Below are 23,789 nucleotides of genomic sequence, written 5' to 3'. Positions count from 1 at the left end.
GGCGCTCAGGCGCTATTCATTTATGGAATAGCGAAAGTATAGGCCCACGCGTTGCATGGGTCGTCAGACATGGGTGTGCAAATGGTGGGCATCCGGCACATGCGGGTGCGCATGCCGCACTGGCGGATGCTGGTGCCAATGGCTGTGTGGCCCGGTCGGCATCGGTTCGTGGCGGTGGAGATGGTGGCCGTCGTCATGCGAATGTGCGTGCTCGTGCTCCAGCAATGCGTGGATGTGTTCGTGGTCGTGGCTTTCGAGCAGATGCAGGCCGACGCCCGCGAGCATCAAGAGCCCGCCGACGGCCAGCAACCAAGTGCCTGAGTGGCTTCCCATGATCCACGCGCCCAGCGCGCCAATAAATGGTGCAAACCCAAATACCGACCCCGTTCGGCCCGCGCCAAATGCCCGCTGCGCCAACAGGTACAGACGCAGGCTCAGGCCGTAGCCCGTGGCGCCAACCGCCAGCAAGGCCATGGCTGCGCTCCATGCCGGCATGGGTTCGGCAAAGACCAGAGCCAGCACGAGGGTAACGGCCGCGCCCAATCCCGATTTGTAGAGAACCACTTGGCCTGGATCGCGCTCGGCAACCTGCCGCGACAGGCTGTTGTCCACTCCCCAGGCTGCGGTAGCACCAAGAACCGCCAGCAGTCCCAGCAGTTGGTTGTCGCCTGCGAGGCTTTGGTCGAACACCAGCACAGCACCTCCAGCGACCAGAAACAGCAGGGCAGCCACCACGCGCCGGTCCATGGTTTCGCCGTATAGGCGCCAGGCCAGCAGTGCGGTAAAAACCGTTTCCAGTGTCAGCATCAGGGAAGCGCTGGTACCACTGGTGCGCTGCAAGCCCCAGGCCAGTGCAACGGGCCCCAGGACCGCACCGAAAAAGGACATCCACAGCAAGCGCGGGGCATCGCTGCGTGTCACGCGGGCCTCGCGGGTGGCAGGCAGGCGCAGCCACAGTGCCACGCCTGCCGCGCCCAGGTACAGCAAGCCCGCAGTCGTGAACATGCCAAGTCCCTGGCCGAAATGCTGGACCAAAGGGGTGCTGAGCCCAAACAGGGCAGCCGCCATGAGCGCGAGCGATGCGCCCTTGCGTGCTGGAGAAGGGGAGTTCACTGGACCGCCTTGCACAAAATTTCATGATGCCACGCAACGCAGCAATGCCAGTACGCTGGCCACCAGTGTCGTGAGTTGGAAGTTCGTTTCAGGAAGCTGCCGAGAATCGCCGCCATGCCGCGTTGCAAATCCTCGCGATAGCACCGGCTATCGCTGTGGCTTGCGCCTTGCCTGACGCCGATTTCGACATCTTTCACTTTTTCAGCCTACTTCCAACTCACGTCACTAGATCGCGTCGTTTACACCGGCTCAATTGCCTGAATGCGCACGTCGACACACAGGCCGCATTGTTTCTCTTCGTCCGCGAAACCTATTTGGATTTCCGCGCCCAGGCGGTTCGCTATGGCCTTGACAATGGAGAGCCCCAACCCGGAACCCATTTGGTCGGTGCCAAGTGTGCGATAGAAGGGGTCGAACACGCGCTCTCTCTCGGTGATTTGAATACCCGGACCAGAGTCCCGGATTTGCAGAACGACATGACCGCCTTCCGTCCTGACCGAGAGATCGACCTTGCCTCCGGCGGGTGTGTAGCGAATCGCGTTATCGACCAGGTTTTTCACCAGCGTCATCAGGTCTGGCTCGTGTACCCACACTTGGGCATCGTTCGACCCTTCGATTCCCACATCAATCTGTTTCACCTCGGCCAGCGGCATCAGGTCTTCCAGAACACGGCGATAGATGTTTTGTATCGACACAGACGATTTTGGATGGTCGAGTGCGGTCTGTGCCTTCGCCAGGGCAAGCAACTGGTCGAGCAGGCTGCGACTGCGCTCGATGCCGCAGCGCAATGTCGTGAGTCGCTCGTGCGCGAGATCCGACATGTCCGTTTCGGCCAGCCGCTCGGCCTGTAGTGACATGGCGGTCAACGGGGAGCGGAGTTCATGCGCGGCGTCGGCAACAAATCGGCGCTGCGCTTGCATGGACCGTTCCACTCTGCCCAGCAAGCGGTTGATGGCACCAGCAAACGGGAGCACTTCGATGGGCAAGGCGTCTTCCATAATCGGATGCAGTGCTGTTTCGGCACGGCGGTCGACTTCTGCCGAGAGCGCGGCAATCGGCCGAAACATCTGTCTCACCAGGCTCGTGACAAGCAGGAGCAGGACGGGTACCAGTATCAGGAACGGCATCAAGGTGCGCAGGGCGCTGATTTCGGCAATGTCGTCCCGCACATCGGTTTCCTGTGCCACAGCAATGCGCTCACCCAAAGGGGTTGTCTTGACCAGCACACGAAAGGACTCGCCTTCGACATCCACTGTCTGCAGTCCGTCGGCTAAGGGCAGGGGCAACGGTAGTACGGCGCCCATATGCCCTTGCCCCACCGCGCGCGCGCCTTCGGAAAGAAACTGCACCACGACACGCGTCTCGCGGTAATTGCGACGGGCCAGGCTGTCGTTCTGGGGCAGGCTGGGGACCAAGTGTTGCCGGTCAAACAATGTGGCCACTTGTTGCAGTGTCACATCCTGCAGTTCATGGGCTTGCTTGAATGCGGTGACAAACGAAAACACACCTGCCACCGCTGCGACGACCAAAATCGTCAGCGACAGCGCGACAGAGAGCTTGAGTTGCAAGGATGCATTCAGGCGTTTTTTGAAACCATCCATCCCGCTCCCCTGACATTCTTGATGACCTCGCTGCCCAGCTTGCGCCGCAGCGCATGGATCAGGAACTCGACGGCATTGCTGTCCACCTCTTCGCCCCATCCATAGATACGGTCTTCCAGGTCGCTGCGTGAGAGGATCGCCCCAGGCCGCACGAGGAGTGCCTGCAGGAGGGAAAACTCCCGGTGGGACAGCTGAACCGGCGTACCGTCCGCAGCCGTCGCTTGCCGGGTGGCTGGGTCTAGCGAGACGGTTCCATTGCCCAGCAAGGGGACCGCATTTCCACCTTTTCGGCGCAGTACTGCACGCATGCGGGCCAGCAGCTCGGCCACCTCAAACGGCTTGACGATGTAGTCGTCAGCCCCACCGTCGAGACCGCTCAGGCGGTCGGTCAGGCCATCGCGTGCGGTGATGATGAGTAGGGGAACTGGGTTGTCCCTGGCGCGAATGTGGCGCAGCACTTCCAGCCCATCCTTGCCGGGAAGCCCCAGGTCGAGCAATACCAGGTCGTAGTGCTGGCACGCCAAGCTGGCAAGGGCTATGGCACCATCCTTGACCCAGTCGGTTGCATAAGCTGCGTCTTTCAGCGAGGCCTGGATGGCTTCGCCGATCATGGCGTCGTCTTCGACCAGCAATACCCGCATAGGCCCTCCAATTCGTGACCTGTCAATGTGCTGTGGCAGCGGCGCGCTGCCGGAATACCACGATGCTGATTACGATAAAGGCAAACAGGGCCGCAGAAGCCGAGTAGCGGCTGAGCGCCAGGCCACCAGCGCTCAAAGGCTTGTCCAGAAAATCCCCGACCACGGCACCAAGGGGGCGCGTCAGGATGAAAGCGGCCCAAAACAAGAGCGTGCGCGACACCTGCGTCCAGAAATACGCCGCCACGACCAATGCCAGCAATACAGAAAACACTGCGGCTGCCCCGGTGTAGCCAAGACCGGCTGTGTCTGCAGTCCAATCTCCCAACGCCGTCCCTAGCGTCTGTGAAAACATGATCGTGACCCAGTAGAACATTTCGGCCTTCGGTGAGCTGACCGTGTTGACCGACACCGACCCGAGCGTGCGGTGCCAGACGAACAACGAGCCCAGCAGCAAGGTCAGAAGCAGGGCCGATCCTCCTGCGTACCCAATGCCCAGCGAGCGGTCAGAAAAATCCGCCAGCGTGGTGCCCACGGTGGTGGTGGTGATGATGGTGACCCAGTACAGAGAAGGATGAAATTTTCTAGCCTTGATCTGTGCCACCACGGCCAGTGCGAACACGGCGGCAAAGATGCCGGTGGCCACCAAGTAGCCCAGGTGCATAGACATGGAAACCGCATCACCTCCTGTTTCGCCCAGCGTGGTGGCGGCAATTTTGATGATCCAGAAAAGCAGGGTGACTTCCGGCACCTTGCTGAGAGTTTGGCCTGTGGTGGTGTTCATAGCGGTTGAAGTTGGTGGTAATTCTTGTGAAAGGGGGCGATCAACGCGGCTCTACTGCGGCGGGCTGCGTAGTCCATTGCGCAAACCCGACCAGGAGGACGATCACGCTCAAAAACAGGGTGCTGGTCCACGCCGCGCCCATTCCCAGGCCGCCTGCGGCTTTTGTCTGCGTCAGCAGGTCCCCCAGTGCGGCGCCGAAGGGGCGCGTGAGGATGTAGCCGATCCAGAACATCAGAATCGCATTGCCGCCCATGCGCCAGGCGACAAAGGCAATGGCGATCAGCGCGCCAAAGGCCACAGCGCCCCAGGCAAAGCCTAGCCCGAGGGTCTCACTTGCCAGGTCACCTGCCGCCGTGCCCAGGGCAAAGGTGCAGAGGATGGCTGCCCAATAGAACAGTTCCCTGCGCCGTGTGACGATTGCATGAATCGACAGGCTTTTTTCCACGCGATACCACACGAGGAACGTGGCGGCCAGCACCGCGGCCAAAATTGGCGTGCTCAGCGTCAAACTGATGCCAAGGCTGTCTGTAAAGAAGTCTGTGATCTGGGTGCCCACGATGCTGACGAGCACGACCGTGAGCCAGTAGGCCCAGGGTGTGTAGCGCCGCGTGCGCAGTTGCAGGGACAGGGCGAGCGCGAGCAATGTCCCCATGAAGGCCATGGTCAGGGTTGGCCCGAGTCCGGCGTCGAACGCCAGGAAGTCAGCGCCAGTTTCGCCGACCGTGGTGGACATGATCTTGATGACCCAGAACGACAGGGTGATTTCCGGGACTTTGTTGGACAGACTCTTTAGGGAGTCGGCTGTGGGGGCAGTTTTCATCGCTTGCTTCCAGAGCTTGGCTGAAGAAGCCTTGAATGTGCCGTTCAATACTTAGCGCACGCATAGAGGCACTGCCACGCCTCATGGTGTGTGATTTTGGGTTATCCGAGGAGGGTGTGCGATGAGGCCGCGCCGGGCGACCGACCACCGTGCGTTCGGCCGTGATGCACCGGGTGGCGTGGTGTTCGGGTCACGCGTCGCCGGCTGCCAACCGCAAGTTCACGCCGTGGGCAGTATCGATGCGGGGGCGCGCCAGAGGGAGAGAAGATCGGCGTCGGTTTCGCCAGCGCTCAGGGGCTGGAGTTGCCCTGTGGCATCGATGCCGTACACCGGTGGCATGCGACGGCTGCAGTGGCGACTCCACATCGAGGCGCTGTAGGCGCCAGCCAGTCCGATTTCGATGATGTCGCCCTCCTGGATCGCTGGCGCATCGATACTGCCCAACAGGTCGCCCGCAAAACACAGCGGGCCGGCGATGACCTGGGGCCGCGAGGCGCCCATGCGCGGCGCGAAGTGCGGGTCCAGCGCAGCCAGCGGGTAATCCCAGTCGTCGGGGCGGTAGACGCGGCGCAGCAGGAAGTCGGCCCCGAGGTGGATGGTGGCCACATCGCGGCAGATGTACTCGACGCGGGAATAGGCCCGCGCGCTGGCCGCGAGCAGGGAGCGGCCCATTTCGGTGTAGACCGTCCAGCGGCCGCTGAACAGCTCGGGCACTGCCGACCGCAGCGCCTGGGCATAGGCCTCGTAGCTGTCTTGGGTGGCCAAGCCGCCGCCCAGATTGATCCAGCGTGTCGAGGGGTGTCGTCGCGCAATGTCGACCAGGCGCCTGGCCGACAGCACCAATTGCTCAATGGAGCAGCCCTGGGAGCCGATGTGGGCGTGCCAGCCGGCGCAGTCGAGGCCCTCGGGCAGGCTGTCGTGGGGCTCGCCAAAGCGGCTGCGTGCGTCGGCGACGCTGGTATGGGCGATGCGGCCGGGGCCGGTCAAGGTGTTCACACGCAGGGAGCAGGGCGCACTCAGGCGTTCCAGTTCGGCCAGGCTATTGGCGCTCAACACCCAGCCCAAGGCCTCGGCGCGTGCGATTTCTGTCCGGGTTTTGGCGGGGGAGTCGAACAGTACCGTTGCGCCCGGGCAGGCTTGGTGTGCGACAAGTCCTTCCTGCAAAGAGGCTGCTTCAAAGCCGAAACCCCATCGGGCGAATCGGGGCAATAGTGCTGCGAAGGGTGCCGCCTTCAGTGCCAGGCAGTGCTGGAAGCTTGGCAGGGCGTGGCGCAACTCCAGGGCTCTGGCCTCTAGCTGGTCAAGGTCATAGACGATGGCGCTGGGCTGCTCGTCGGTCAAGCGCAGACGCCCGCGGAGTCGGGTGTGCAGTTCAGCCATGGCGCAGTTCGTCTCGCAGGGTGCGGGCCAGTCGCGCAAGGTCGGGCACCATCTGGTCCGGGTTGGTGTGGGCGCCGAGCGCCACACGCAGCAAGCTGCGTCGGCCGGCTGCCACTGGTTGCCCGATGAAAAAGCCGCGTTGAATCAAACGCCGGTGCAGTGCGAGTGTCTGATCGGCGTTCAGGCCAAGGTCGAAACTCAGAATGCCCTGCCTGTCGTGCGGGGTATCGTTGTCAACTGCGCCGCGTGGCAACTGCGGCACGAAGGCGGTTTGCAGGGCATTTCGCCAGGCGCTGCGTTGCGGTGGTCGTGCCAAGTTCTCCAAGGCCAGTCGCCAGCGAGCGAGCAAACCGGGCGCTACCGCGAATCCCCGGGCCTGTGGCCAGCCGGCCGGAAACAGTGTGGCACCACAAAATGGCGGTGCGCCGAAGTATTTGGAGCCGGTGATGATCACCGCCCAACCCTGGGCCAGCCAGCGTTGCACATCCTGCGCGGCAAAGCGGCCTTGTGATGCATCAACCACCACCCGCACGCCCGCGGCGTGTTCATCCTGCAGTTGTCTGCAAGCGGCCTCCGAGGGGGCACTCAGGCCCGTTTTGGAGCAGGATACGTGGTGCACCAGTAGCGGCAGATGGTCATGGCGCTGGGCGATGGCGAAAAGCTGCGAATCGATTTGGTCCTGGCTCAGTACCCGGCCGGCCTCGTCGCGCAGCAGCACCTTTTCCATAGCGGTATCGATCGCCAGTGGTGCGGTTACGGGGCAGCCCAAGGTGTGGGTCAGGCCCGCAGCAGCGCGTTCGCAGCCGCTCCCGATTTCACGTGGGTCCATCAACACGGTGCAGTAAGGCTGCGAGCCCATGGCCAGGGCGCAGCTGTATTCGGCGTCGGTGCCCGAGGCGGCCAATCTGCACTGTGTGGCGCCAAAGAGGGTCTGCAGGTGGCGCTGCGGATCCAGGGCTGTGGATCGGTGCTCCAGCGTGTGCCACTGCACCAGCAAGGCCGGTGTGATCGGATTGGCAGTGCAACTGCCAAAGTTGACCAGCCTGTCGTCGGCCAGGGCAGGCAAGCCGTAGCGGGTGCGCCCGCGGTCGTCAACACCCTGCAGCAGGGTGGCCAGACCGGCCGGCAGCATGCGCTGTGGTGCGGTGGCCAGGGCGCTCATTGCAAGATCCAGGGTTTCAGGCGCCTGCGGTCCTGCGCGGCGCGGGCCAGAAGGTCCTGGAAGGCAGCGAAGAGGGCCAGCATGTGGGGCCGCTTGTAGCCGAAGTCTTGCAGGGGGTCCATGGCGTGGGCGACGCCGCCGGTATCGCACTCGAACACCAGCAGGCGACCGTCCTGGGTTTCACCGCAGTCGATGCTGACGTAATCCAGGCCCAGACGGTCGTCTATCGCGGCCAGTGCTGATGCATGGCGCTGGCCAAAACTGACAGTGAATTCGTCAAAGAAGCGGCACTCCTCGGCGCGGTTGTCCGGGCGATCGAGCATGTCGCCGTTCAGGTAGTGCACCATCCAGCGTGCCGAGGCCGCCATGTGCACCGGAAACGGCTTGCCGCCAATGAACGCAATGCGGTACTTGCGGTATTGCCCGTCCGCGCTGACGTAGTCGACAAAGGGCGAAATGACAAACTCGTCTGCACTTTCGCTGGACAGGTAGGCCGCCAGGTCGGCAGGGCCTGTGAGCTTGGCCAGCCCTTGACCTGCGTGGCTGCCGTTGGGCCGGCAGATGATGGGAAAGGCAGCTCCCGGCAGCACTTGATCGAGGGAGACGTGCTGCCCCGTCAGCTCGTTCAGCGCAGCGCGATCGAGTGCCCTGGATGGCGGCATCGTGCAGCCGGGGATGTCGCGCAAGGTCTGCCAGACGGTTTCGCGCGCCAGTGCCAGAATCCTGTTGGGATCATTGAGCGTGGCATGGGGCAGGGTGCTGCGCGCGCCTGCCAAGGCTTGCAGCATGCCCTTTGTGGCGGGTGACACGCAGACCCCAACACAGGCCACGTCATGGGGCGGCAGTTCGGTCCACAAGGCTGGGGCATTGGGGTCCAGGTACAGCATCTCCAGCGTCACGTTGGAGCCGCTCAGCAGAAATTCGAGCGGAATGTTGGCCATCAATCTGCCCGGCGTCATCAGGGTCAGCAGGCGCAGGCGAGGGGTCCCGCGGGCAGGCAAGGTGTAATGCCGGGAAATCGACAGGGCTTCGCGTTGCAGGCTGCACCCCAGATCGTCCTGATCCATCAGGAACATGACCGACGACAGGTCCAGCATGGCGTTGGCGTCATTGGGGTCGCGCCGCAGGCGATCGAGCAAGCGCTGGCGCTGCGGATTCAGGTCCAGACCCCGAAAGGCCATTTCCATCAACGTGGGAAGACCGATGAGCGCTGTGTCGTCAGCCGCCTCGGGATAGAACAATGCAGTCGGAACGGTGCAGGAGGAAGGAGCGACTGAAGGGCGGTTTTCAATCATCGGTTGGGTCGGTCGCTAGAAGGTGTCGGGAGCATTGTTTCCGATCCAGGCGCGTGTGATGGCGGCAATTGGGTGGCATCCTGGGCGCAGTTCTGCAGCTCCACCTCTGCCTGCGCCCTGGCGGCGGTATGGCGACGGTCCGAGGCCAGAGTCTTGTCCCCATGCGAGGGTGCCAGGGCGAGGACTGTCGACGTACCTGTGCGCTTCTCTGGTGCGCTGCTTCCCGGTCCGCTGCCATTGGTCTGGCCAATAGTGAGGCACTTCGTTGCACCCATGGTCCGTGGCTCTTAAATCGAGAACCGTTGTGCCAACGTCTGACCCAGAGGTTCGAGTCGGATGGCTTCTTCCTGTACCAATTCGCCAAAAGCACTTCCAGACAGCACCTGGTACTCATGCAAGCGTGCAGGCGCCAGAGGGTCATGCGGGTGAATACCCAGGCTGGGGTGGCACATCAGCAGGTCGCCGCTGTGGCACGCCCCCAGCCACCTTCTTGTCCAATTGAGGTAGCTGTCCTCGTTGCCCCTGAAATCGTGCACACCCAGCAGGTGCGCGTTCTGGCGGAAGCCTTGCGCCTGTGCCTGCCGCGTTAGTGCGGCTGACCCCAGTGCTTCAATGGTCCAGGGCTTGAATGCCTGCCGCCAAGGCATTGGCGTGTTGATGTGCGCGCGTGCCGTGTTTCTCAGCCATGGCAGGTTGCCCGCATACCGCCGTTGTAGCTCGGTCAGCAGTTCACCCCGCACGACCGGGAACTGGTGAACATGCTGGTGTCCGTCCACGTAGGCGGGTGGGCGGCCGGTTTGTTGTTCAAACGCATCGAGTTGGGCGCGGATTTCGCTGCGGATACTGGTGCGGTCGAGCGTGCGCAGCCAACTGCGCAGGATGAGCGGCCCAAGCTGCTGCGGCTGCAGCAGCAACGGGTGCTGCGTGAGGTCCAGGTGCAGGCCGATCTCGGTCTGTCGGGGATCAATTTCTTCGAGCTCCGGGGCCCATTGTCCCCATGCTGGAGCGCCCACCATACAGCCAATGGCCTGCGTGCGTCCTTGCCAGGCAAGCAGCAATGCCGCCTCACAGACGCCGGCATGCAGACCAAAATCGTCTACAGCAATGCACAGGCTGCGGCTATGCTCGACAGCTTCATGCGCACGCGTTCCCTTGTTCACACCAGTCCCCCCTCCAGATTGCGGGGGCGCATTGCCTGGTTCGTGCTGGTAGGCACCGCTGCTGCTGCTGTCCATTGGAGTGTGGTCGTGATGTTGGTGGCGCATGCTGGCTGGCGGCCCTTGCTGGCCAATGTGTTGGGGTGGTTGATTGCTTTTGGCGTTTCGTTTTCCGGGCACTACCGCTGGACCTTCCGTGACCATGGCGTACCGCTCTGGCGCTCAGCCATGCGGTTTTTCGCCGTATCGGCAAGCGGTTTCGCCATCAACGAGGCCGCGTATGCCTTGCTGCTGCACTGGAGCGGTCTGCGCTACGACCTGGTCCTTGCCGTGGTGCTCGTCGCTGTGGCGGGTGGCACCTACCTTTTGAGCCGCCATTGGGCTTTCAACCGCAAGCCAGCGCGCTGAGCATGGCAGGGTTTTTGGTGTCGATGCGCCACAGGGTGGTTCCGCTTTCGTGGTGAATGTCGGTGGCAACGCCGAGGAAGGGGTACCGGGTCAGCGCTGAAGAGGGGCCAAGCACCCAGGTGGTGGCCGAGTGGCACAAAAGGGCGGGCAAGGCAGCGGGCAGCACGAGGCGCTTGTCGGCAGCGGCCTTGTCGAACTGGCCGGCGTCGGCGATTTCCTTGCGCTCGTTGTCGCGGCGGTGGAGTTCGGGGTCGTCCCAATTGCTCACCACCGCCACGGGCGCATTCAACCGGGCATAGAACGGCAGGTCGAAATAGTATTGGTCCAGCATGACGACAGGTTCTGATATTTGGCGGTTTTCGCGCAATACCTGAGCAAAAGCACGCGTGGATTTCTCTGGATGTACGGCAATCCAGGTCAGGATACCCAGCGTCAGCATGCACCCGATGCCGGCACCAATGCGCCATAGGCGGATGGATGCGCGTGACAAGAAAGCCTGCGACAAAAAGCCATCTGCCGCGAGGAACGCCAGCGGTGGAACTGCCGGCAGTACATAGCCCAGCAACTTGGATTTGGGCAGCGAGAAGAACAGAACAATCATCGCGGGCCAAACCAGCATCAGCAGTCGGACCGCCTGTTGTGGGGCTGACAGGCCGACCTTGGGCTTGATGGAGCGCGCCATCCAGGGTAGCCACGGCAGAAAGCACACGCACAGCACCGCGGGGTAAAACCAGAACGGCATCACGTTGTTGAACCCGCTTTCGGTGAAGCGCTTGAAGTGCTGAACGACGAAAAAATAGTTCAGAAAATCGGGAAACCGATCCTGCATGGCCACGAACCAGGGGGCTGTCAGCGCCAGAAAAACCAGTATCCCGGGCCACCACAAGAGAGCGAACAGGCTGCGCCAGCGTTTTTGCAGAACGAGCCAGACAAAGATTACCCCTGCAGGAAGCACAAAGCCAATCAAGCCCTTGGCCAGCACGCCCAAGGCGGCCATGGCCCATGCGCCAGTCAGTACCGCACGCCAGGGCTTGCCATGCTCGGCCAGCAGGGTCGCATGCGCCAGCAGCACGATGGTGGCGCTGATGCAGCCCGCCACCAGCATGTCCAGGTTGGCAAACTGCGCAGCGACAAGCCACAAAGGCTGCGCCAGTAACACCACCAGGCCTGTGCGGGCCTCACGCTCGCCCGACCACCGGCGAATGAATGCATACGCGGCGGTCGTACCGAGTGCAGCGCCCAGCAAGGAAGCCACTCTGGCCGCCCACTCGTGGTGGCCAAAGAGCCACAGGGAAGCTGCCGTGATCCAGTAGAAGAGCGGCGGTTTGTGGAAGTACGGCAGCCCGTTGAGGGTAGGCGTGAGCCAGTCGCCCGAGCGCAGCATTTCCCAGGCAACGCCGACGTAGCGCCCCTCGTCCGGCAGCATCAAGGGGCGTGCCCATGCAGTCCAGGTCAGCCAAGCCAGCACGAGCAAGGTGACAGCCGTGGTGGTGGGCGTTCTCTTGGTTGTCAGTGCCTGCATCAATCGGCCTTCCTCAAGCCCTGGCCCAGTGCACGCTTGACGATGTAGACAGGTCGCGCCTTGACTTCCTCGAAAATGCGTCCCACATACTCGCCCACCACGCCGAGCGAGAGGAGCTGGATGCCGGAGAACCCCATCAGTCCCACGGCGATGGTGGTCCAGCCGCTGATCACGTGGCCATACAGCAGATAGACGGCGGTCAGGTAGGCGCCATAGAGCAGCGCAAAACACGCCAACACGAAGCCCATGAAGCTGACGGCACGCAGCGGCCAGGTGGTAAAGCCGGTCAGCCCGTCGACCGAGAGCCGAATCAAGCTCCAGGGGTTGAAGGTGGTCTTGCCGTGCAGCCGCCCATCTGGCACGTAGGGGACGGCAAGGGCATCGAAGCCGACCCAGGCGTACAGTCCCTTCATGAACCGGTTGCGCTCTGGCAGCGACAGCAGGGCATTTACCACGGCGCGGTCCATCAGGCGAAAGTCCCCTGCGCCGGCTGGCACCTCGAAGCGCCCCGCCATATTGACAAGCTTGTAGAACACGCGCGTGCCCAGGCGTTTGAACAGGCTTTCATCTTGCCGATCTTCGCGCAGCGCGTAGACCACATCGCGGCCCTGGCGCCAATGCTCCAGGAAGGTGGGAATAAATGAAGGCGAATGCTGCAGATCGGCATCCATCATCACGATGGCATCTCCCCGCGCCGCCTCCAATCCGGCGGTAAGCGCCGCCTCCTTGCCGAAGTTGCGTGACAGCAGCAGCGCCCGAAAACCCGGTGTCTGCGCCCATTTGGCAAGCACCAGGCTGGTGGCGTCCGAGCTGCCATCGTCCACCAGAATCACTTCCCACGGGTGCGAGCAAGCCTGGAGGGTGTCGCGCAACTGGGGCAGCAATTGTTCAAGGTTCCTCGCTTCGTTGTGGCAGGGAACAACACAAGAGACAGAGCCGGATTCGCGCGGTGGTGGCTGGATGGTGACGGGTGCTTCGGTGTGGGCGGCATGGTGGCGTACGTCGCAGCGTGGCGAAGCGTCGGCTTCGTGATGCTGCGGCACTGTGGCAGCACCTGGATTGGCGATCATGGAAGTCCTATGGTGGTGGCTGACCGTATTGGACGCCGGAAGACGATGTGAAATGTTAGCCAGGCGCTGGTGGCACCCACCAAGGCGCCGGCCAGAACATCGGAGGGGAAATGCAGCCCAAGGTACACACGGCTCCAGGCCACAAGCACGGCAGCAGCCAGAGCCAGCAACGCCCAATACGCACGTCCCGCCGTCAGTGCGACAGCCGTGGCAAACCCGAAGGCCACGCTTGCATGGCTGCTGGGAAAGCTAGGGGAAGCTGCGTGCGGCAGCAACTGTTTGCCAAGCCCGAGAACAAAGGGTCGATCGACAGGAATGAAATGCTGGGTCAGCCGTGCCAGCAGCCATGCCATCGCCATGGCGATCAACACATGCAGCACGCGCAACTTCACCTGGCGGTCTCCCGCCACAAAAACGCCGGCAATTCCGCCTGCCATCAGTTGCGGCAAATGGTTGGTTGCGAACAGGGCCAGCGCTGTCAACCAATGCGGCGAAGTTGCCGATCCATTGATCGCTAAAAAGAGCGCAGAGTTGAGAGACATGGCTACAGCTTCGGTCAGGTGGAGAGCAAACATGCAATTGTCAACGCCAAGTCTTAGGACAAAATTAGGGCGACGCTGATCAAATTCTTCTCGGCCTGGGGGCGCATCCGCACCTTGGGCAGCGTCCTGCGTTCCCTCGGTGCGGTCCGGAAAACGCGTTTGCGGTGGCGTCCTGCACCGTATGGGGAGGGGACAACACTCCTCAAGCCTTGCCCGGTTGCTTCCTGAGGCACTATTGCGCCCTATGACTTTGCCCCTTGCCCTGCCTGCCGCCCTCGGACATGAGCTTACCGACAAGCGCATTGCCATTCTGCGCGAGATCGGCGTGTGCGGCTCCATTTCGCAAGCTGCCCGCGCTGTCGGCGTGAGCTACAAGGCCGCCTGGCAAGCGGTGGATACGCTGACCAATCTGGCGCGCGTGCCGTTGGTGGCGCGTGCTGTGGGTGGGGCGGGTGGAGGCGGCGCTTCCTTGACCTCTGCGGGCCGGGAATTGCTGGCCGCGGCCGATGCGATGGCGCAGGCACGCGGTGCGGTCATTGCAGACTGGCAGGCGCGGCCCTACACCGGCCAGGCGCTCGCCCGGCTGGCGGTGCGCACCAGCATGCGCAACCAGTTGCCATGCGTGGTGCAACGCCTGGAGGCGTTGGGGCCGATTGTGCGGGTGCATCTGACCCTGGAGGTGCCGCAAACGGCGCAAGCGGACTCAAGGAGCGAGCTGGGGGGGCACAAGGATGCTGCTGCGTGGCCCAGCCTGACCTCGCGGATCACCCGCGAGAGTGCCGAGTTACTGGGCTTGGCGGCGGGTCAGGCGGTGCAGGCGCTGTGCAAGGCCACTGCCGTGCGCGTTCTGCGTGCCGCCACTGGCGGCGAGGTGGTGCGGTCGGGCGCCTGTGCACTGCAAGCCAAGGCAGTGCGCGTTGTGCGTGGACAATTGGGCGATGAAGTCGCGGCCGAGCTGTGGGGCAGCGCACCGTGGGGTCTACAGATGGTGGGATTTGCGGCACCCGGCAGCGGTTTGCGTGCTGGCAGCCGGGTGGTGCTTGAGCTGGAAGAAAATGCCGTGGTCCTGGTGCAAGCCTGAGATTGGGGCCTCACGAGCAAACCTAGGGGAGTGTCTGTCATGGAAATGGAAGGTCGCCGCGCGTTTGCCGCTGGCCAACAAGAACTGTGGGATGCATTGAATGACCCCGAATTGCTCAAGGTATGCATCCCTGGCTGTGAGAGGTTCGACATAGGCGAGGCTGGACAGCATGCAGTGGACCTCGAGCTGAGAATTGGCGCGGGCATGGTGCGCTTCAACGGCAGCGTGCAGGTGGCGGATCGCTTTGAGCCTGATCGCTACCAAGTCCAGTTCGAAGGCAATGGTGGGGTCGCGGGCGTGGGCAAGGGGGTGGCGCGGGCGCGGCTGATTCCGCTGGCCGACTACGCTCCAGGCCATCCGCGCTGCCAGTTGCACTACAGCGTCGACGCTGTGCTGGATGGGAACATGGCCCTGCTTGACCCGCGCCTCGTCGAGGGCGCTGCGCGGGCCTTGATCGAGCATTTTTTTCGCCGCTTTGATGAGCAGTTGCGCAGGCGTTACCCGCGTGCGGCGCCAGCCGAACCGGAGGCCGTGCCCGAGGATATGGATGCCCAGGAGCGCGCTGGTGCGCCCACCATGCTGCTCGACCGCTCGCCACGTGCCCGCCCCGCGGCGCGTGTGCAGCCGGCGCCCAAAACCATGGGCACACCGGCCTGGGCGTGGGCGGCACTTGCCGCGCTCGTGGTGTTGGTAGGGGGCTATCTGTTGGCGCGCCTGCGATAGGCCGGCGGTGCAGATTTGCTATTTTAATAATAGCTAATAGCGCTTATCCAATAAGCGCAATGGCCGAATATCACCCATTTTTTTACCCGCCAGGTGCCTTACCCGTTTTTGCGTGTGCCCAGTTTGCGGTACACGGTGGCGCGGCTGATGCCCAGGCTGCGTGCGGCCTCGGCCACGTTGCCGCGCGCCTCGCGTACCGCGCTGCGGATCCATTCGGTTTCGGTTTCTCGCAGTGAGGCACTGGCAGCGGCGGGCGCGCTTCCGGGCGCGCTCTGGCGCACCGCCATGGCCTGCAAACGCAGGCCCGACCACAGTGGCAGGTCCACACGCTGGCCGCGGGTGGATGCGTCAAACAGGCGCGGCCAGTCGAGTGCCAGCAAGTCGCTGCAGTGCAGGCACGTGCCAGGCAATTGCTGCGGCATGGGCATGAGTTGGCGTGCCGCACTGTTGCAGCCCAGCAGGTAGCCGTCGGCGTCGAGGGCCATCAGGCCGTCGGCTTCGCTGCCCAGTTGGGCGCCGGGCCAGTTGACGCGCAGCAGCAGTGCATAGGGCTGCTGGCGCAGCAAGGCGTCTTCCAGTGCGCGTGCCGAGCGGGCGAGCACATGCCGCAGCTCGGGCCGTTCGGGGACGTCGACACCCGTCAGATCGAGCATGCCCACGCAGCGACCCTGTGGGTCGAACAGCGGTGCACCGGCGCAACTGTAGCTGCCATTGGCGTCGAAAAAATGCTCGCCACGGTGCAGCCAGACCGGGTGTAACTCGGTCAATGCGGCACCGATGGCAGCGGTGCCCACGCTTGCCTCCGACAGATCAATACCGCGGCGGCCAATGGCGTGGGCGCGCGGGTCGTGGTGGTCCACCGGGCCGGTAACGTCCAGCACCACACCGCGCGCATTGGTCAGCAGGGTGAAATAGCCCATGCCGCCGGTGGCATGGGTGAGATGCTCCAGCACCGGCCGGGCAGCGCGCAGCAGGCTTGCATGCTCGTCGTGGTCGCGGCGCAATGCGGCGGCGCTGACGCCGTCAAATGCCAGCGGATGTTGCGGCGAGCGACCCGCCTGCAAACAGCGCCGCCAGGAGCGCACGATCCAGGGCTCCATGCCTGTCGGGGGCACCCCCAGGCCTTGCACCAGCAGGGCATGGCGTGCCTGCGCGATAGAGGCGCTGCGGTCTGGCGTATGGGAAGAGACGGTGGTCACGGTGGCGCCAAGGAAAGTGGACGCACGCTGCGGTGCAGCATGTTTCAAATTGAGAATATCGCCAAGCGGCCCAGCCGGGTTCAGGGTTGTCCCTAGCCACCGGCCCAGGTGGGGGGCAGAAGATGGCAATTGCTCTTTTCCAGCCAATCCCCACCAGGAGACAGCCCGATGCCCGTGCAGTTCACCGTCAATGGCCGGCCGGCCAGCGTCGACGCCCCCGCCAACACCCTGCTTGTGCACGCGCTGCGCGAGCACCTCCACCTCACCGGCACCCATGTAGGGTGCGACACCAGCCAGTGCGGCGCCTGCACCGTGCTGCTCGATGGCCGCGCCATCAAATCCTGCGCCATGCTGGCCGTGCAGGCCGAGGGCTGCGAGATCACCACCATCGAAGGCCTGGCCACGGCGGACGGCGGCATGCACCCCATGCAGGCCGCGTTCAAGGAGTGCCACGGCCTGCAGTGCGGCTTCTGCACGCCCGGAATGGTGCTCTCCGCCGTCGATCTGGTGAAGCGCTACCCCGGCGCGAGCGAGGCCGAGATCCGCGCGCTGCTTGACGGCAATATGTGCCGCTGCACCGGTTACCAGAACATCGTCAAAGCCGTGCAGCAGGGCCAGCAGGCCATGGCTGCCTCCGCAGCCTGAGACCAACGAAGGAGACACAAGCCATGGGTGCATCCGACTTTTCCAAGCTGCCGCACATCGGCGAATCCGTCCGCCGCAAGGAGGACTACCGCTTTCTCACCGGCGCTGGCCAGTACACCGACGACATCGTCCTGGCTGCGCAAAGTTTTGCCGTTTTCGTCCGTTCGCCGCACGCCCACGCCAAGGTGGTCAGCATCAACACCGATGCGGCCAAAGCTGCCCCCGGTGTGATCGGTGTCTTTACCGGCGCCGATGTGGCGGCCGACAACATCAACGGCCTGCCCTGCGGCTGGCTCATTACCAGCACCAACGGCGAGCCCATGAAGGAGCCGCCGCACCCCATCCTGGCACAGGGCAAGGTGCGCTACGTGGGCGACGGCGTGGCCATGGTGGTGGCCGAAACCTTGCAACAGGCGCGCGATGCCGCCGAACGTGTCGAGGTCGATTACGACGTGCTGCCGGCGGTTGTCAACGTGCAGGATGCGGCCGCGGGCGCCGTGGCAGGTGCCGGCCTGCACGACATTGCCGAAGACAACCACTGCTTCAAGTGGGCGATTGGCGACAAAGGGGCGGTCGATGCGGTGTTTGCCAATGCGGCGCATGTCACCAAGCTCGATCTGGTCAACAACCGCCTGATTCCCAACGCCATGGAGCCGCGCGCCGCCATCGGCTCGTACAACCGGGGCACCGACGAGTACACGCTCTACGTCAGCAACCAGAACCCGCACGTCGAGCGCTTGCTCATGACGGCCTTCGTCATGGGCCTGCCTGAGCACAAGGTGCGGGTGATTGCGCCTGATGTGGGCGGTGGCTTCGGCTCCAAAATCTTTCTCTATGCTGAGGACGTGTGCCTCACCTGGGCGTCGAAAAAGCTCAACCGCAACATCAAGTGGGTGGCCGACCGCAGCGAGTCCTTTCTGACCGACGCCCATGGCCGCGACCACGCCAGCCACGCCGAAATGGCGATGGACGCGAGCGGCAAGTTCCTCGCCATGCGCGTGCACACCGACGCCAACGTGGGCGCCTACCTGTCCACCTTCGCCAGTGCGGTGCCGACCATCCTGTACGCCACGTTGCTCGCCGGCCAATACAGCACGCCTCAGGTGTACGTGGAGGTGGACACCTGGTTCACCAACACGTCTCCCGTGGACGCCTACCGTGGCGCCGGCCGGCCCGAGGCCACCTATTTGCTGGAGCGCCTGGTGAGCCGCTGCGCCTGGGACATGGGGCTCTCGCAAGACGACATCCGCAAGCGCAACTTCATCACCAGCTTCCCCTACCAGACACCGGTGGCGCTGCAGTACGACGTGGGCGACTACCACGCCTGCATGACGCAGTCGCAGGAGCTGGCCGATGTGGCGGGCTTTGCAGCCAGGCGGGCAGCCAGCGAAGCCAAGGGCCTCAAACGTGGCATGGGCTACAGCAGCTACATCGAAGCCTGCGGCATCGCGCCCTCGAACATTGCCGGGGCCCTCGGCGCGCGCGCCGGCCTGTTTGAATGCGGCGAAGTGCGGGTGCACCCTACCGGTAGCGTCACGGTGTTCACCGGCTCGCACAGCCATGGTCAGGGGCATGAAACGACGTTTGCCCAGGTGGTGGCGGCGCGCCTGGGCATTCCGGTGGAAAACGTGGACATCGTTCACGGCGACACCGGCCGCGTGCCCTTTGGCATGGGCACCTACGGCTCGCGCTCGATCAGCGTGGGCGGTGCCGCCCTCATGAAGGCGCTCGACAAGATCGAGGCCAAGGCCAAGAAGATTGCCGCGCACCTGATGGAAGCGAGCGACGCCGACATCGACTTTGCCGGCGGCGAGTTCACCGTCAAGGGCACCGACAAGAAAATCCCGTTTGCCCAGGTGTCCCTCGCCGCCTACGTGCCGCACAACTACCCGCTCGACAAGCTCGAACCCGGCCTGAACGAAACGGCCTTTTACGACCCCACCAACTTCACGTTCCCGGCCGGCACCTACATCTGCGAAGTCGAGGTGGACCCGCAGACCGGCGTGGTGCGCGTGGACCGTTTCACTGCGGTGGACGACTTCGGCACCATCATCAACCCGATGATTGTCGAGGGCCAGGTGCACGGCGGCCTGGTCCAGGGCATCGGCCAGGCGCTGATGGAAAACTGCGTCTACGACCGCGAAACCGGGCAACTGCTCACCGGCAGCTACATGGATTACGCCATGCCGCGGGCCGACGATTTCCCACAGTTCAAGCTGGGCCATGTCTGCACCCCCTGCACGCACAACCCGCTGGGCACCAAGGGCTGCGGTGAGGCGGGCGCCATTGGCTCGCCGCCAGCGGTCATCAACGCCGTGCTCGACGCCCTCGCGCCTCTGGGCGTGAAGGACTTCGACATGCCAGCCACGCCGCACCGTGTGTGGCAGGCCATCCAGAACGCCAAAACATGAAATACCCCCTGAGTCGCTTCGCGCCTTCCCCCTCTAGGGGGACGCCGCCAGCGCGGCGGGGCGGCCCTTGCGCGGCGGCCGCTGGCGTGCCCCGCGCGTGTTCCACGGCTTGCGAGCTTCTACAGCCGCAACAGGAAAACTAACAGGAGACCGATATGTACGCATTCACCTACGAAGCGCCCACCTCGACCGCCGCTGCTGCCGCGCAGGCCGCCGCCGGCGCGCGCCCGATTGCCGGTGGGCAAAGCCTGCTGCCCTCGCTGCGCCTGCGCCTGGCCGATCCGGGCCAACTGGTGGACCTGGGCCGCATCCCCGAGCTGGCCGGCATCCGCAAGGAGGGCGAGCACATGGTGATCGGCGCCATGACCCGCCACCAGCAAGTCGCCGACAGCGCCGAAGTGCGCGCGGCCATCCCCGCGCTGGCCGATCTGGCGGACCATATTGGCGACCGCCAGGTGCGCGCCCGCGGCACGCTGGGCGGCTCGCTCGCCAACAACGACCCTGCCGCCTGCTACCCAAGCGCTGCGCTGGCGCTGGGCGCCACCATCGTCACCAACCAAAGGGAAATCGCGGCCGATGATTTCTTCGTTGGCATGTACACCACGGCGCTGCAAGAGGGCGAGCTGATCACAGCGGTGCGCTTCCCCATTCCGCGCAAGGCCTCGTACCAGAAGTTTCGCCAGGGCGCCTCGCGCTTTGCCTTGGTGGGCGTGTTCGTGGCCCAGACCGCCAGCGGTGTGCGCGTGGCCGTTACGGGCGCGGCCAGCAGCGTGTTCCGCCAAAGTGCGCTGGAAGCCGCGCTGAACCAGAGCTTCACCGCAGCCTCGGCAGCGGCAGTGAAGGTGGACGCTGCGGACCTGGGCAGCGACATCCACGCCAGCCCGGTGTACCGCGCGCAGCTCATCAGCGTGCTCACGCAGCGCGCCGTGGCGCAGATGCTGGGTTGACGCCTGCCTCCGCTTGAAATTCCAAGGAAAATATGGCTCTAACGCTTATTGGGTAAGCGCTTGCAGCTATTTAAACAATAGCAAATGAACGCAGACCCGCAGGTTCTCGCGCCTGCGTCCATCGACGCGCTGGCCCAGGCGCTCCAAGCCGAAGGCTATTTCGCCGACCGGCGCCTCGCCACGGCGGCCTGGCTCGCGCTCAAACTGCAGCGCCCGCTGCTGCTCGAAGGCGAGCCGGGCGTCGGCAAGACGGCGCTGGCCCAGGCCCTGGCGCGCGCGCTGGGGCGGCCGCTGATCCGCCTGCAGTGCTACGACGGGCTGGAGCAGCGCGAAGCCTTGTACGAATGGAACTACAGCGCGCAGCTCTTGCACATGCGTGCTGCGGAAGCCCAGGGTGGGCTGGACACGGCACATATTGAGCGCGAGATTTACCAGGAGCGCTACCTCGTCAGCCGGCCGCTCCTGCAAGCCCTGCGCACACCGGCGCCGGGCGCGCTGCTGCTGGTGGACGAAATTGACCGCGCCGACGAGCCCTTCGAGGCGTTCTTGCTCGAATACCTGGGCGAGTACCAGGTCAGCATCCCTGAACTCGGCACGGTGCGCGCCGCAGTGCCACCCGTCACCCTGCTCACCAGCAACCGCACGCGCGACCTGCACGACGCCGTCAAGCGCCGCTGCCTGTACCACTGGCTCGACTACCCCGACCGCGAGCGCGAACTGGCCATCGTCCGCTCGCAGGTGCCCGGCGCCAGCAGTGCCCTGTCGGAGCAGGTGGCCGATTTCGTGGCGCGTCTGCGCAGCCAGCCCTTTGCCAATGCCTTCCAGCGCGCCCCCGGCATCGCCGAGGCGGTGGAATGGGCCAAGGCCCTGGTGGCGCTTGATACCCTGGTGGTCGATCCGGAAGTGGTGCAGGACACCGCCGGCATCCTGTTCAAGCAGCGTGAAGATGTCGCAGCGCTGACGCAGGACATGGCGGCGGAGTTGCTCACCCCCAGCGATGCGGAGAGCTAACGTGCACACGCAGTACGCGGGGAGCGTGGGGGCTACCGATTCGCCGCCGGGCGCGCTTCCGAAGGCGAATCGCGCCCCCTCGGGGGGCAGCGAACCACGCGCAGCGGGGAGCGTGGGGGCTACCGATTCGCCGCCGGGCCGCCCCAAGGCGAATCGCGCCCCCTCGGGGGGCAGCGAACCACGCGCAGCGGGGAGCGTGGGGGCTACCGATTCGCCGCCGGGCCGCCCCAAGGCGAATCGCGCCCCCTCGGGGGGCAGCGAACCACGCGCAGCGGGGAGCGTGGGGGCTACCGATTCGCCGCCGGGCCGCCCCAAGGCGAATCGCGCCCCCTCGGGGGGCAGCGAACCACGCGCAGCGGGGAGCGTGGGGGCCACATACAGCCAGTTGGGCGACGCGCGGCGTGGCAAGTTGGCCGACAACCTCACCGGCTTTGGCCGGGCCCTGCGCCGCGCCGGTGTCCCGGTGGACGCTGCCCGCATGGCACTGGCGCAAGAGGCCGCCCTGCTCGTCGGCTTGGCGCGGGCCGACCTGTGCGCCGCGCTGGAGACCGTGCTGGTCGCCCGTGAGCAAGACCTGCTGGTGTTTCGCGAACTCTTTGCGACCTACTTTCGCAACCCCAACGTCGCGCAAAAATTGTTGGCGCAGATGCTGCCTATCGCGGAAAGCCACGCCGAACCGGTAAAGCGCCGCCCGCGGGTGGCTGAAGCGCTTGCGCCCGTGCGGGCGGCCCGTGCGCCCACAGAGCCTGAAGAGGAAAAAATTGATTTCGACGCTGCCATGACGGCAAGCGAGCGCGAACGCCTGCACGCGGCCGATTTCAACCAGCTTTCCGCCAGCGAATACCGGTTGGTGCAGCGCCTGGCCCAGCGCGTGCCACTGCCTCTGCCGCGCTACGCGGCGCGCCGCACCCGGCCTGGCCCGCATGGCGCGCGCGCCGACTGGCCATTGGCCCTGCAGCGCGCGATGCGCACGGGCGGCGAGCTGGTGCAGGTGCCGCGCCTGGCGCGCCAAAGCCAGCCGCTGCCGCTCTTGGTGCTGCTCGACGTCTCGGGCTCCATGGAGCGCTACGCACGCCTGCTGCTGGCGTTCTTGCATGCCGCCACGGCCCCCGGCAGCGGAGCAGCAAATAGGGGAGGCAGGCGCGACGTGTTTGCCTTTGGCACCACGCTGACCGACCTCACGCCCGCCTTTCGCCACCAGGACCCGGACACCATGCTGGAGCGGGCCAGCGCCGCCATCCCCGATTTTGCCGGCGGCACGCGCCTGGCCGAGTCGCTGGCGCAGCTGCGCACCCGGCACGCCCGGCGCCTGGTGGGTCGGCGCACGCTGGTGCTGCTGGTCAGCGATGGGCTCGACACGGGCGAGCCTGCCGTGCTGGCACAGGAACTGGCCTGGCTGCGGCGCCACTGCGCGCGATTGCTGTGGCTCAACCCGCTGCTGCGCTTTGGTGGCTACGAGCCCAGCGCGCGCGGCGCAGCCGAACTGCACCGCGCGGCTGACGCCATGCTCGCGGTGCACAACCTGCAAAGCTTGCAGCAGCTCGCCAGCAGCCTGGCGCAGGTGCTGCGTGCGCCCGCGCGCACCCGATAACCCGAACGACGAGGAGAACTTCCTATGGAAATGCAAGCCAGCCGGGCGCTTCCCGCCAGCCAGCAACAGGCCTGGGACGCGCTCAATGACCCGGAAATGCTCAAGTTGTGCATCCCGGGCTGCGACAAGCTCGAAGCCACTGGGGAGGGGCAGTACACCGTCGGCATGGCGCTCAAGATCGGCCCGGTCTCGGCCAAGTTCAGTGGCAAGCTCGCGCTCAGCGATATTGTCCCGCCCACGAGCTACCAGCTTGCCTTTGACGGCCAGGGCGGCGTGGCCGGCTTTGGCAAAGGCCAGGCGCAGGTACGGCTGGAAGCCGTGGCGGACGATGCCCTCGGCCAGCCCTGCTGCGAGCTGCATTACACCGTGCACGCCACCGTCGGCGGCAAGATCGCCCAACTGGGCCAGCGCCTGATCGACGGCGCCGCCAAAGGCATGGCCGAAGACTTTTTTCGCCGCTTTGATGAGCAATTGCGCCGCCGCCACCCGCGTGCCGAGCCGCCGGCCGATACCGAGCCGATGGACGCCGAGGCACGGGAAGGCGCCGCCACGGTCCTGCTCGATTCCCGGCCTGGTGCTGATGCGTCGGAACGCGCGGGGGCGGCGCCCTCGGGCGGCATTCCGATGTGGGTCTGGGGTGCGATTGCCGCGGCGCTGGTGGCGGTGGCGATTTACCTGAGCTGAGGTGG

General features: G+C 64.7%; 22 protein-coding genes. 9 read left to right on the top strand and 13 right to left on the bottom strand.

The features are described 5' to 3' along the window. Positions 1-63: 63 nt before the first annotated feature. From D3F03_RS07005 to D3F03_RS06965, 9 genes are all read right to left on the bottom strand, one after another. Positions 64-1,113 (bottom strand): DMT family transporter, encoded by a 1,050-nt coding sequence (locus D3F03_RS07005; RefSeq protein WP_281271418.1) that lies wholly within the window; start codon positions 1,111-1,113, stop codon positions 64-66. 239 nt (positions 1,114-1,352) lie between these two features. Continuing rightward, positions 1,353-2,714: a sensor histidine kinase gene (locus D3F03_RS07000; RefSeq protein ID WP_119108690.1), complete on the bottom strand. Its 1,362-nt coding sequence runs from the start codon at positions 2,712-2,714 to the stop codon at positions 1,353-1,355. After that, the gene (locus D3F03_RS06995) at positions 2,690-3,355 is read right to left on the bottom strand and encodes a response regulator (RefSeq protein ID WP_119108689.1); all 666 of its coding nucleotides are present in this window, start codon (positions 3,353-3,355) and stop codon (positions 2,690-2,692) included. The genes D3F03_RS07000 and D3F03_RS06995 overlap by 25 nt, the downstream gene beginning before the upstream one ends. 22 nt (positions 3,356-3,377) lie before the next feature. Further along, positions 3,378-4,136: a COG4705 family protein gene (locus tag D3F03_RS06990; RefSeq protein WP_119108688.1), complete on the bottom strand. Its 759-nt coding sequence runs from the start codon at positions 4,134-4,136 to the stop codon at positions 3,378-3,380. Positions 4,137-4,176: 40 nt separating this feature from the next. Next, a complete protein-coding gene (locus tag D3F03_RS06985) occupies positions 4,177-4,956 on the bottom strand; it encodes a COG4705 family protein (protein ID WP_119108687.1) in 780 nt (259 codons plus the stop codon). Between the two features lie 219 nt (positions 4,957-5,175). After that, the gene (locus D3F03_RS06980; protein WP_119108686.1) at positions 5,176-6,336 is read right to left on the bottom strand and encodes a type III PLP-dependent enzyme domain-containing protein; all 1,161 of its coding nucleotides are present in this window, start codon (positions 6,334-6,336) and stop codon (positions 5,176-5,178) included. Next, positions 6,329-7,498: a hypothetical protein gene (locus D3F03_RS06975; RefSeq protein ID WP_119108685.1), complete on the bottom strand. Its 1,170-nt coding sequence runs from the start codon at positions 7,496-7,498 to the stop codon at positions 6,329-6,331. The genes D3F03_RS06980 and D3F03_RS06975 overlap by 8 nt, the downstream gene beginning before the upstream one ends. Next, the gene (locus D3F03_RS06970; RefSeq protein WP_147414710.1) at positions 7,495-8,793 is read right to left on the bottom strand and encodes an ATP-grasp domain-containing protein; all 1,299 of its coding nucleotides are present in this window, start codon (positions 8,791-8,793) and stop codon (positions 7,495-7,497) included. The genes D3F03_RS06975 and D3F03_RS06970 overlap by 4 nt, the downstream gene beginning before the upstream one ends. 287 nt (positions 8,794-9,080) lie before the next feature. After that, positions 9,081-9,851 carry a ChbG/HpnK family deacetylase gene (locus D3F03_RS06965; protein ID WP_245960537.1) on the bottom strand — a complete coding sequence of 257 codons (771 nt, stop codon included), beginning with the start codon at positions 9,849-9,851 and terminating at the stop codon, positions 9,081-9,083. A 21-nt stretch (positions 9,852-9,872) separates the two neighbouring features. On the opposite strand from D3F03_RS06965, the gene D3F03_RS06960 reads away from it, so the two are divergent. Next, positions 9,873-10,358, top strand: a complete 486-nt coding sequence (locus D3F03_RS06960) for a GtrA family protein (protein WP_342769305.1) — start codon at positions 9,873-9,875, stop codon at positions 10,356-10,358. On the opposite strand, the gene D3F03_RS06955 is transcribed toward D3F03_RS06960, so the two are convergent. The 3 genes from D3F03_RS06955 to D3F03_RS17215 are packed head-to-tail and all read right to left on the bottom strand — an operon-like array spanning position 10,336 to position 13,492. Continuing rightward, entirely contained in the window at positions 10,336-11,880 is a 1,545-nt protein-coding gene (locus D3F03_RS06955) for a glycosyltransferase family 39 protein (protein ID WP_119108683.1), read from the bottom strand. The two genes, D3F03_RS06960 and D3F03_RS06955, sit on opposite strands and share 23 nt — an antisense overlap. Next, on the bottom strand, positions 11,880-12,950 hold the full coding sequence (locus tag D3F03_RS06950) for a glycosyltransferase family 2 protein (RefSeq protein WP_119108682.1): 1,071 nt from the start codon (positions 12,948-12,950) through the stop codon (positions 11,880-11,882). The genes D3F03_RS06955 and D3F03_RS06950 overlap by 1 nt, the downstream gene beginning before the upstream one ends. Next, positions 12,947-13,492, bottom strand: a complete 546-nt coding sequence (locus tag D3F03_RS17215) for a phosphatase PAP2 family protein (protein ID WP_158606143.1) — start codon at positions 13,490-13,492, stop codon at positions 12,947-12,949. Before D3F03_RS17215 ends, D3F03_RS06950 begins: the two co-directional genes overlap by 4 nt. A gap of 244 nt (positions 13,493-13,736) precedes the next feature. Here D3F03_RS17215 and D3F03_RS06940 point away from each other — a divergent pair, with 244 nt between their 5' ends. Both D3F03_RS06940 and D3F03_RS06935 read left to right on the top strand, forming a co-directional pair. Next, on the top strand, positions 13,737-14,573 hold the full coding sequence (locus D3F03_RS06940) for a TOBE domain-containing protein (RefSeq protein WP_119108681.1): 837 nt from the start codon (positions 13,737-13,739) through the stop codon (positions 14,571-14,573). Between the two features lie 39 nt (positions 14,574-14,612). Then, a complete protein-coding gene (locus D3F03_RS06935) occupies positions 14,613-15,296 on the top strand; it encodes an SRPBCC family protein (RefSeq protein WP_119108680.1) in 684 nt (227 codons plus the stop codon). A gap of 98 nt (positions 15,297-15,394) precedes the next feature. Here D3F03_RS06935 and D3F03_RS06930 read toward each other — a convergent pair whose 3' ends face one another. Then, complete coding sequence (locus tag D3F03_RS06930) at positions 15,395-16,495, bottom strand: helix-turn-helix domain-containing protein (protein ID WP_245960536.1); 1,101 nt, start codon at positions 16,493-16,495, stop codon at positions 15,395-15,397. A 168-nt stretch (positions 16,496-16,663) separates the two neighbouring features. Between D3F03_RS06930 and D3F03_RS06925 the strand changes: the two genes are divergently transcribed. The 6 genes from D3F03_RS06925 to D3F03_RS06900 all read left to right on the top strand — a co-directional run bounded on the left by D3F03_RS06925 (position 16,664) and on the right by D3F03_RS06900 (position 23,784). Continuing rightward, positions 16,664-17,140, top strand: coding sequence for a (2Fe-2S)-binding protein (locus tag D3F03_RS06925; RefSeq protein WP_119108679.1), 477 nt, complete (start codon positions 16,664-16,666; stop codon positions 17,138-17,140). A gap of 23 nt (positions 17,141-17,163) precedes the next feature. Beyond that, positions 17,164-19,551: a xanthine dehydrogenase family protein molybdopterin-binding subunit gene (locus tag D3F03_RS06920; RefSeq protein ID WP_119108678.1), complete on the top strand. Its 2,388-nt coding sequence runs from the start codon at positions 17,164-17,166 to the stop codon at positions 19,549-19,551. Between the two features lie 155 nt (positions 19,552-19,706). Next, positions 19,707-20,498: an FAD binding domain-containing protein gene (locus D3F03_RS06915; RefSeq protein ID WP_119108677.1), complete on the top strand. Its 792-nt coding sequence runs from the start codon at positions 19,707-19,709 to the stop codon at positions 20,496-20,498. An 84-nt stretch (positions 20,499-20,582) separates the two neighbouring features. Beyond that, positions 20,583-21,509 carry an AAA family ATPase gene (locus D3F03_RS06910; RefSeq protein ID WP_119108676.1) on the top strand — a complete coding sequence of 309 codons (927 nt, stop codon included), beginning with the start codon at positions 20,583-20,585 and terminating at the stop codon, positions 21,507-21,509. 364 nt (positions 21,510-21,873) lie between these two features. Next, entirely contained in the window at positions 21,874-23,100 is a 1,227-nt protein-coding gene (locus D3F03_RS06905; protein WP_199665427.1) for a vWA domain-containing protein, read from the top strand. A gap of 24 nt (positions 23,101-23,124) precedes the next feature. Next, the gene (locus D3F03_RS06900) at positions 23,125-23,784 is read left to right on the top strand and encodes an SRPBCC family protein (protein WP_119108674.1); all 660 of its coding nucleotides are present in this window, start codon (positions 23,125-23,127) and stop codon (positions 23,782-23,784) included. Positions 23,785-23,789: the final 5 nt, after the last annotated feature.

This window comes from Simplicispira hankyongi (genome assembly GCF_003570885.1).
GTDB lineage: Bacteria > Pseudomonadota > Gammaproteobacteria > Burkholderiales > Burkholderiaceae_C > Simplicispira > Simplicispira hankyongi.
The sequence above is the reverse complement of the archived record's forward strand: the minus strand, read 5'-3'. Positions and strand labels throughout refer to the sequence as shown.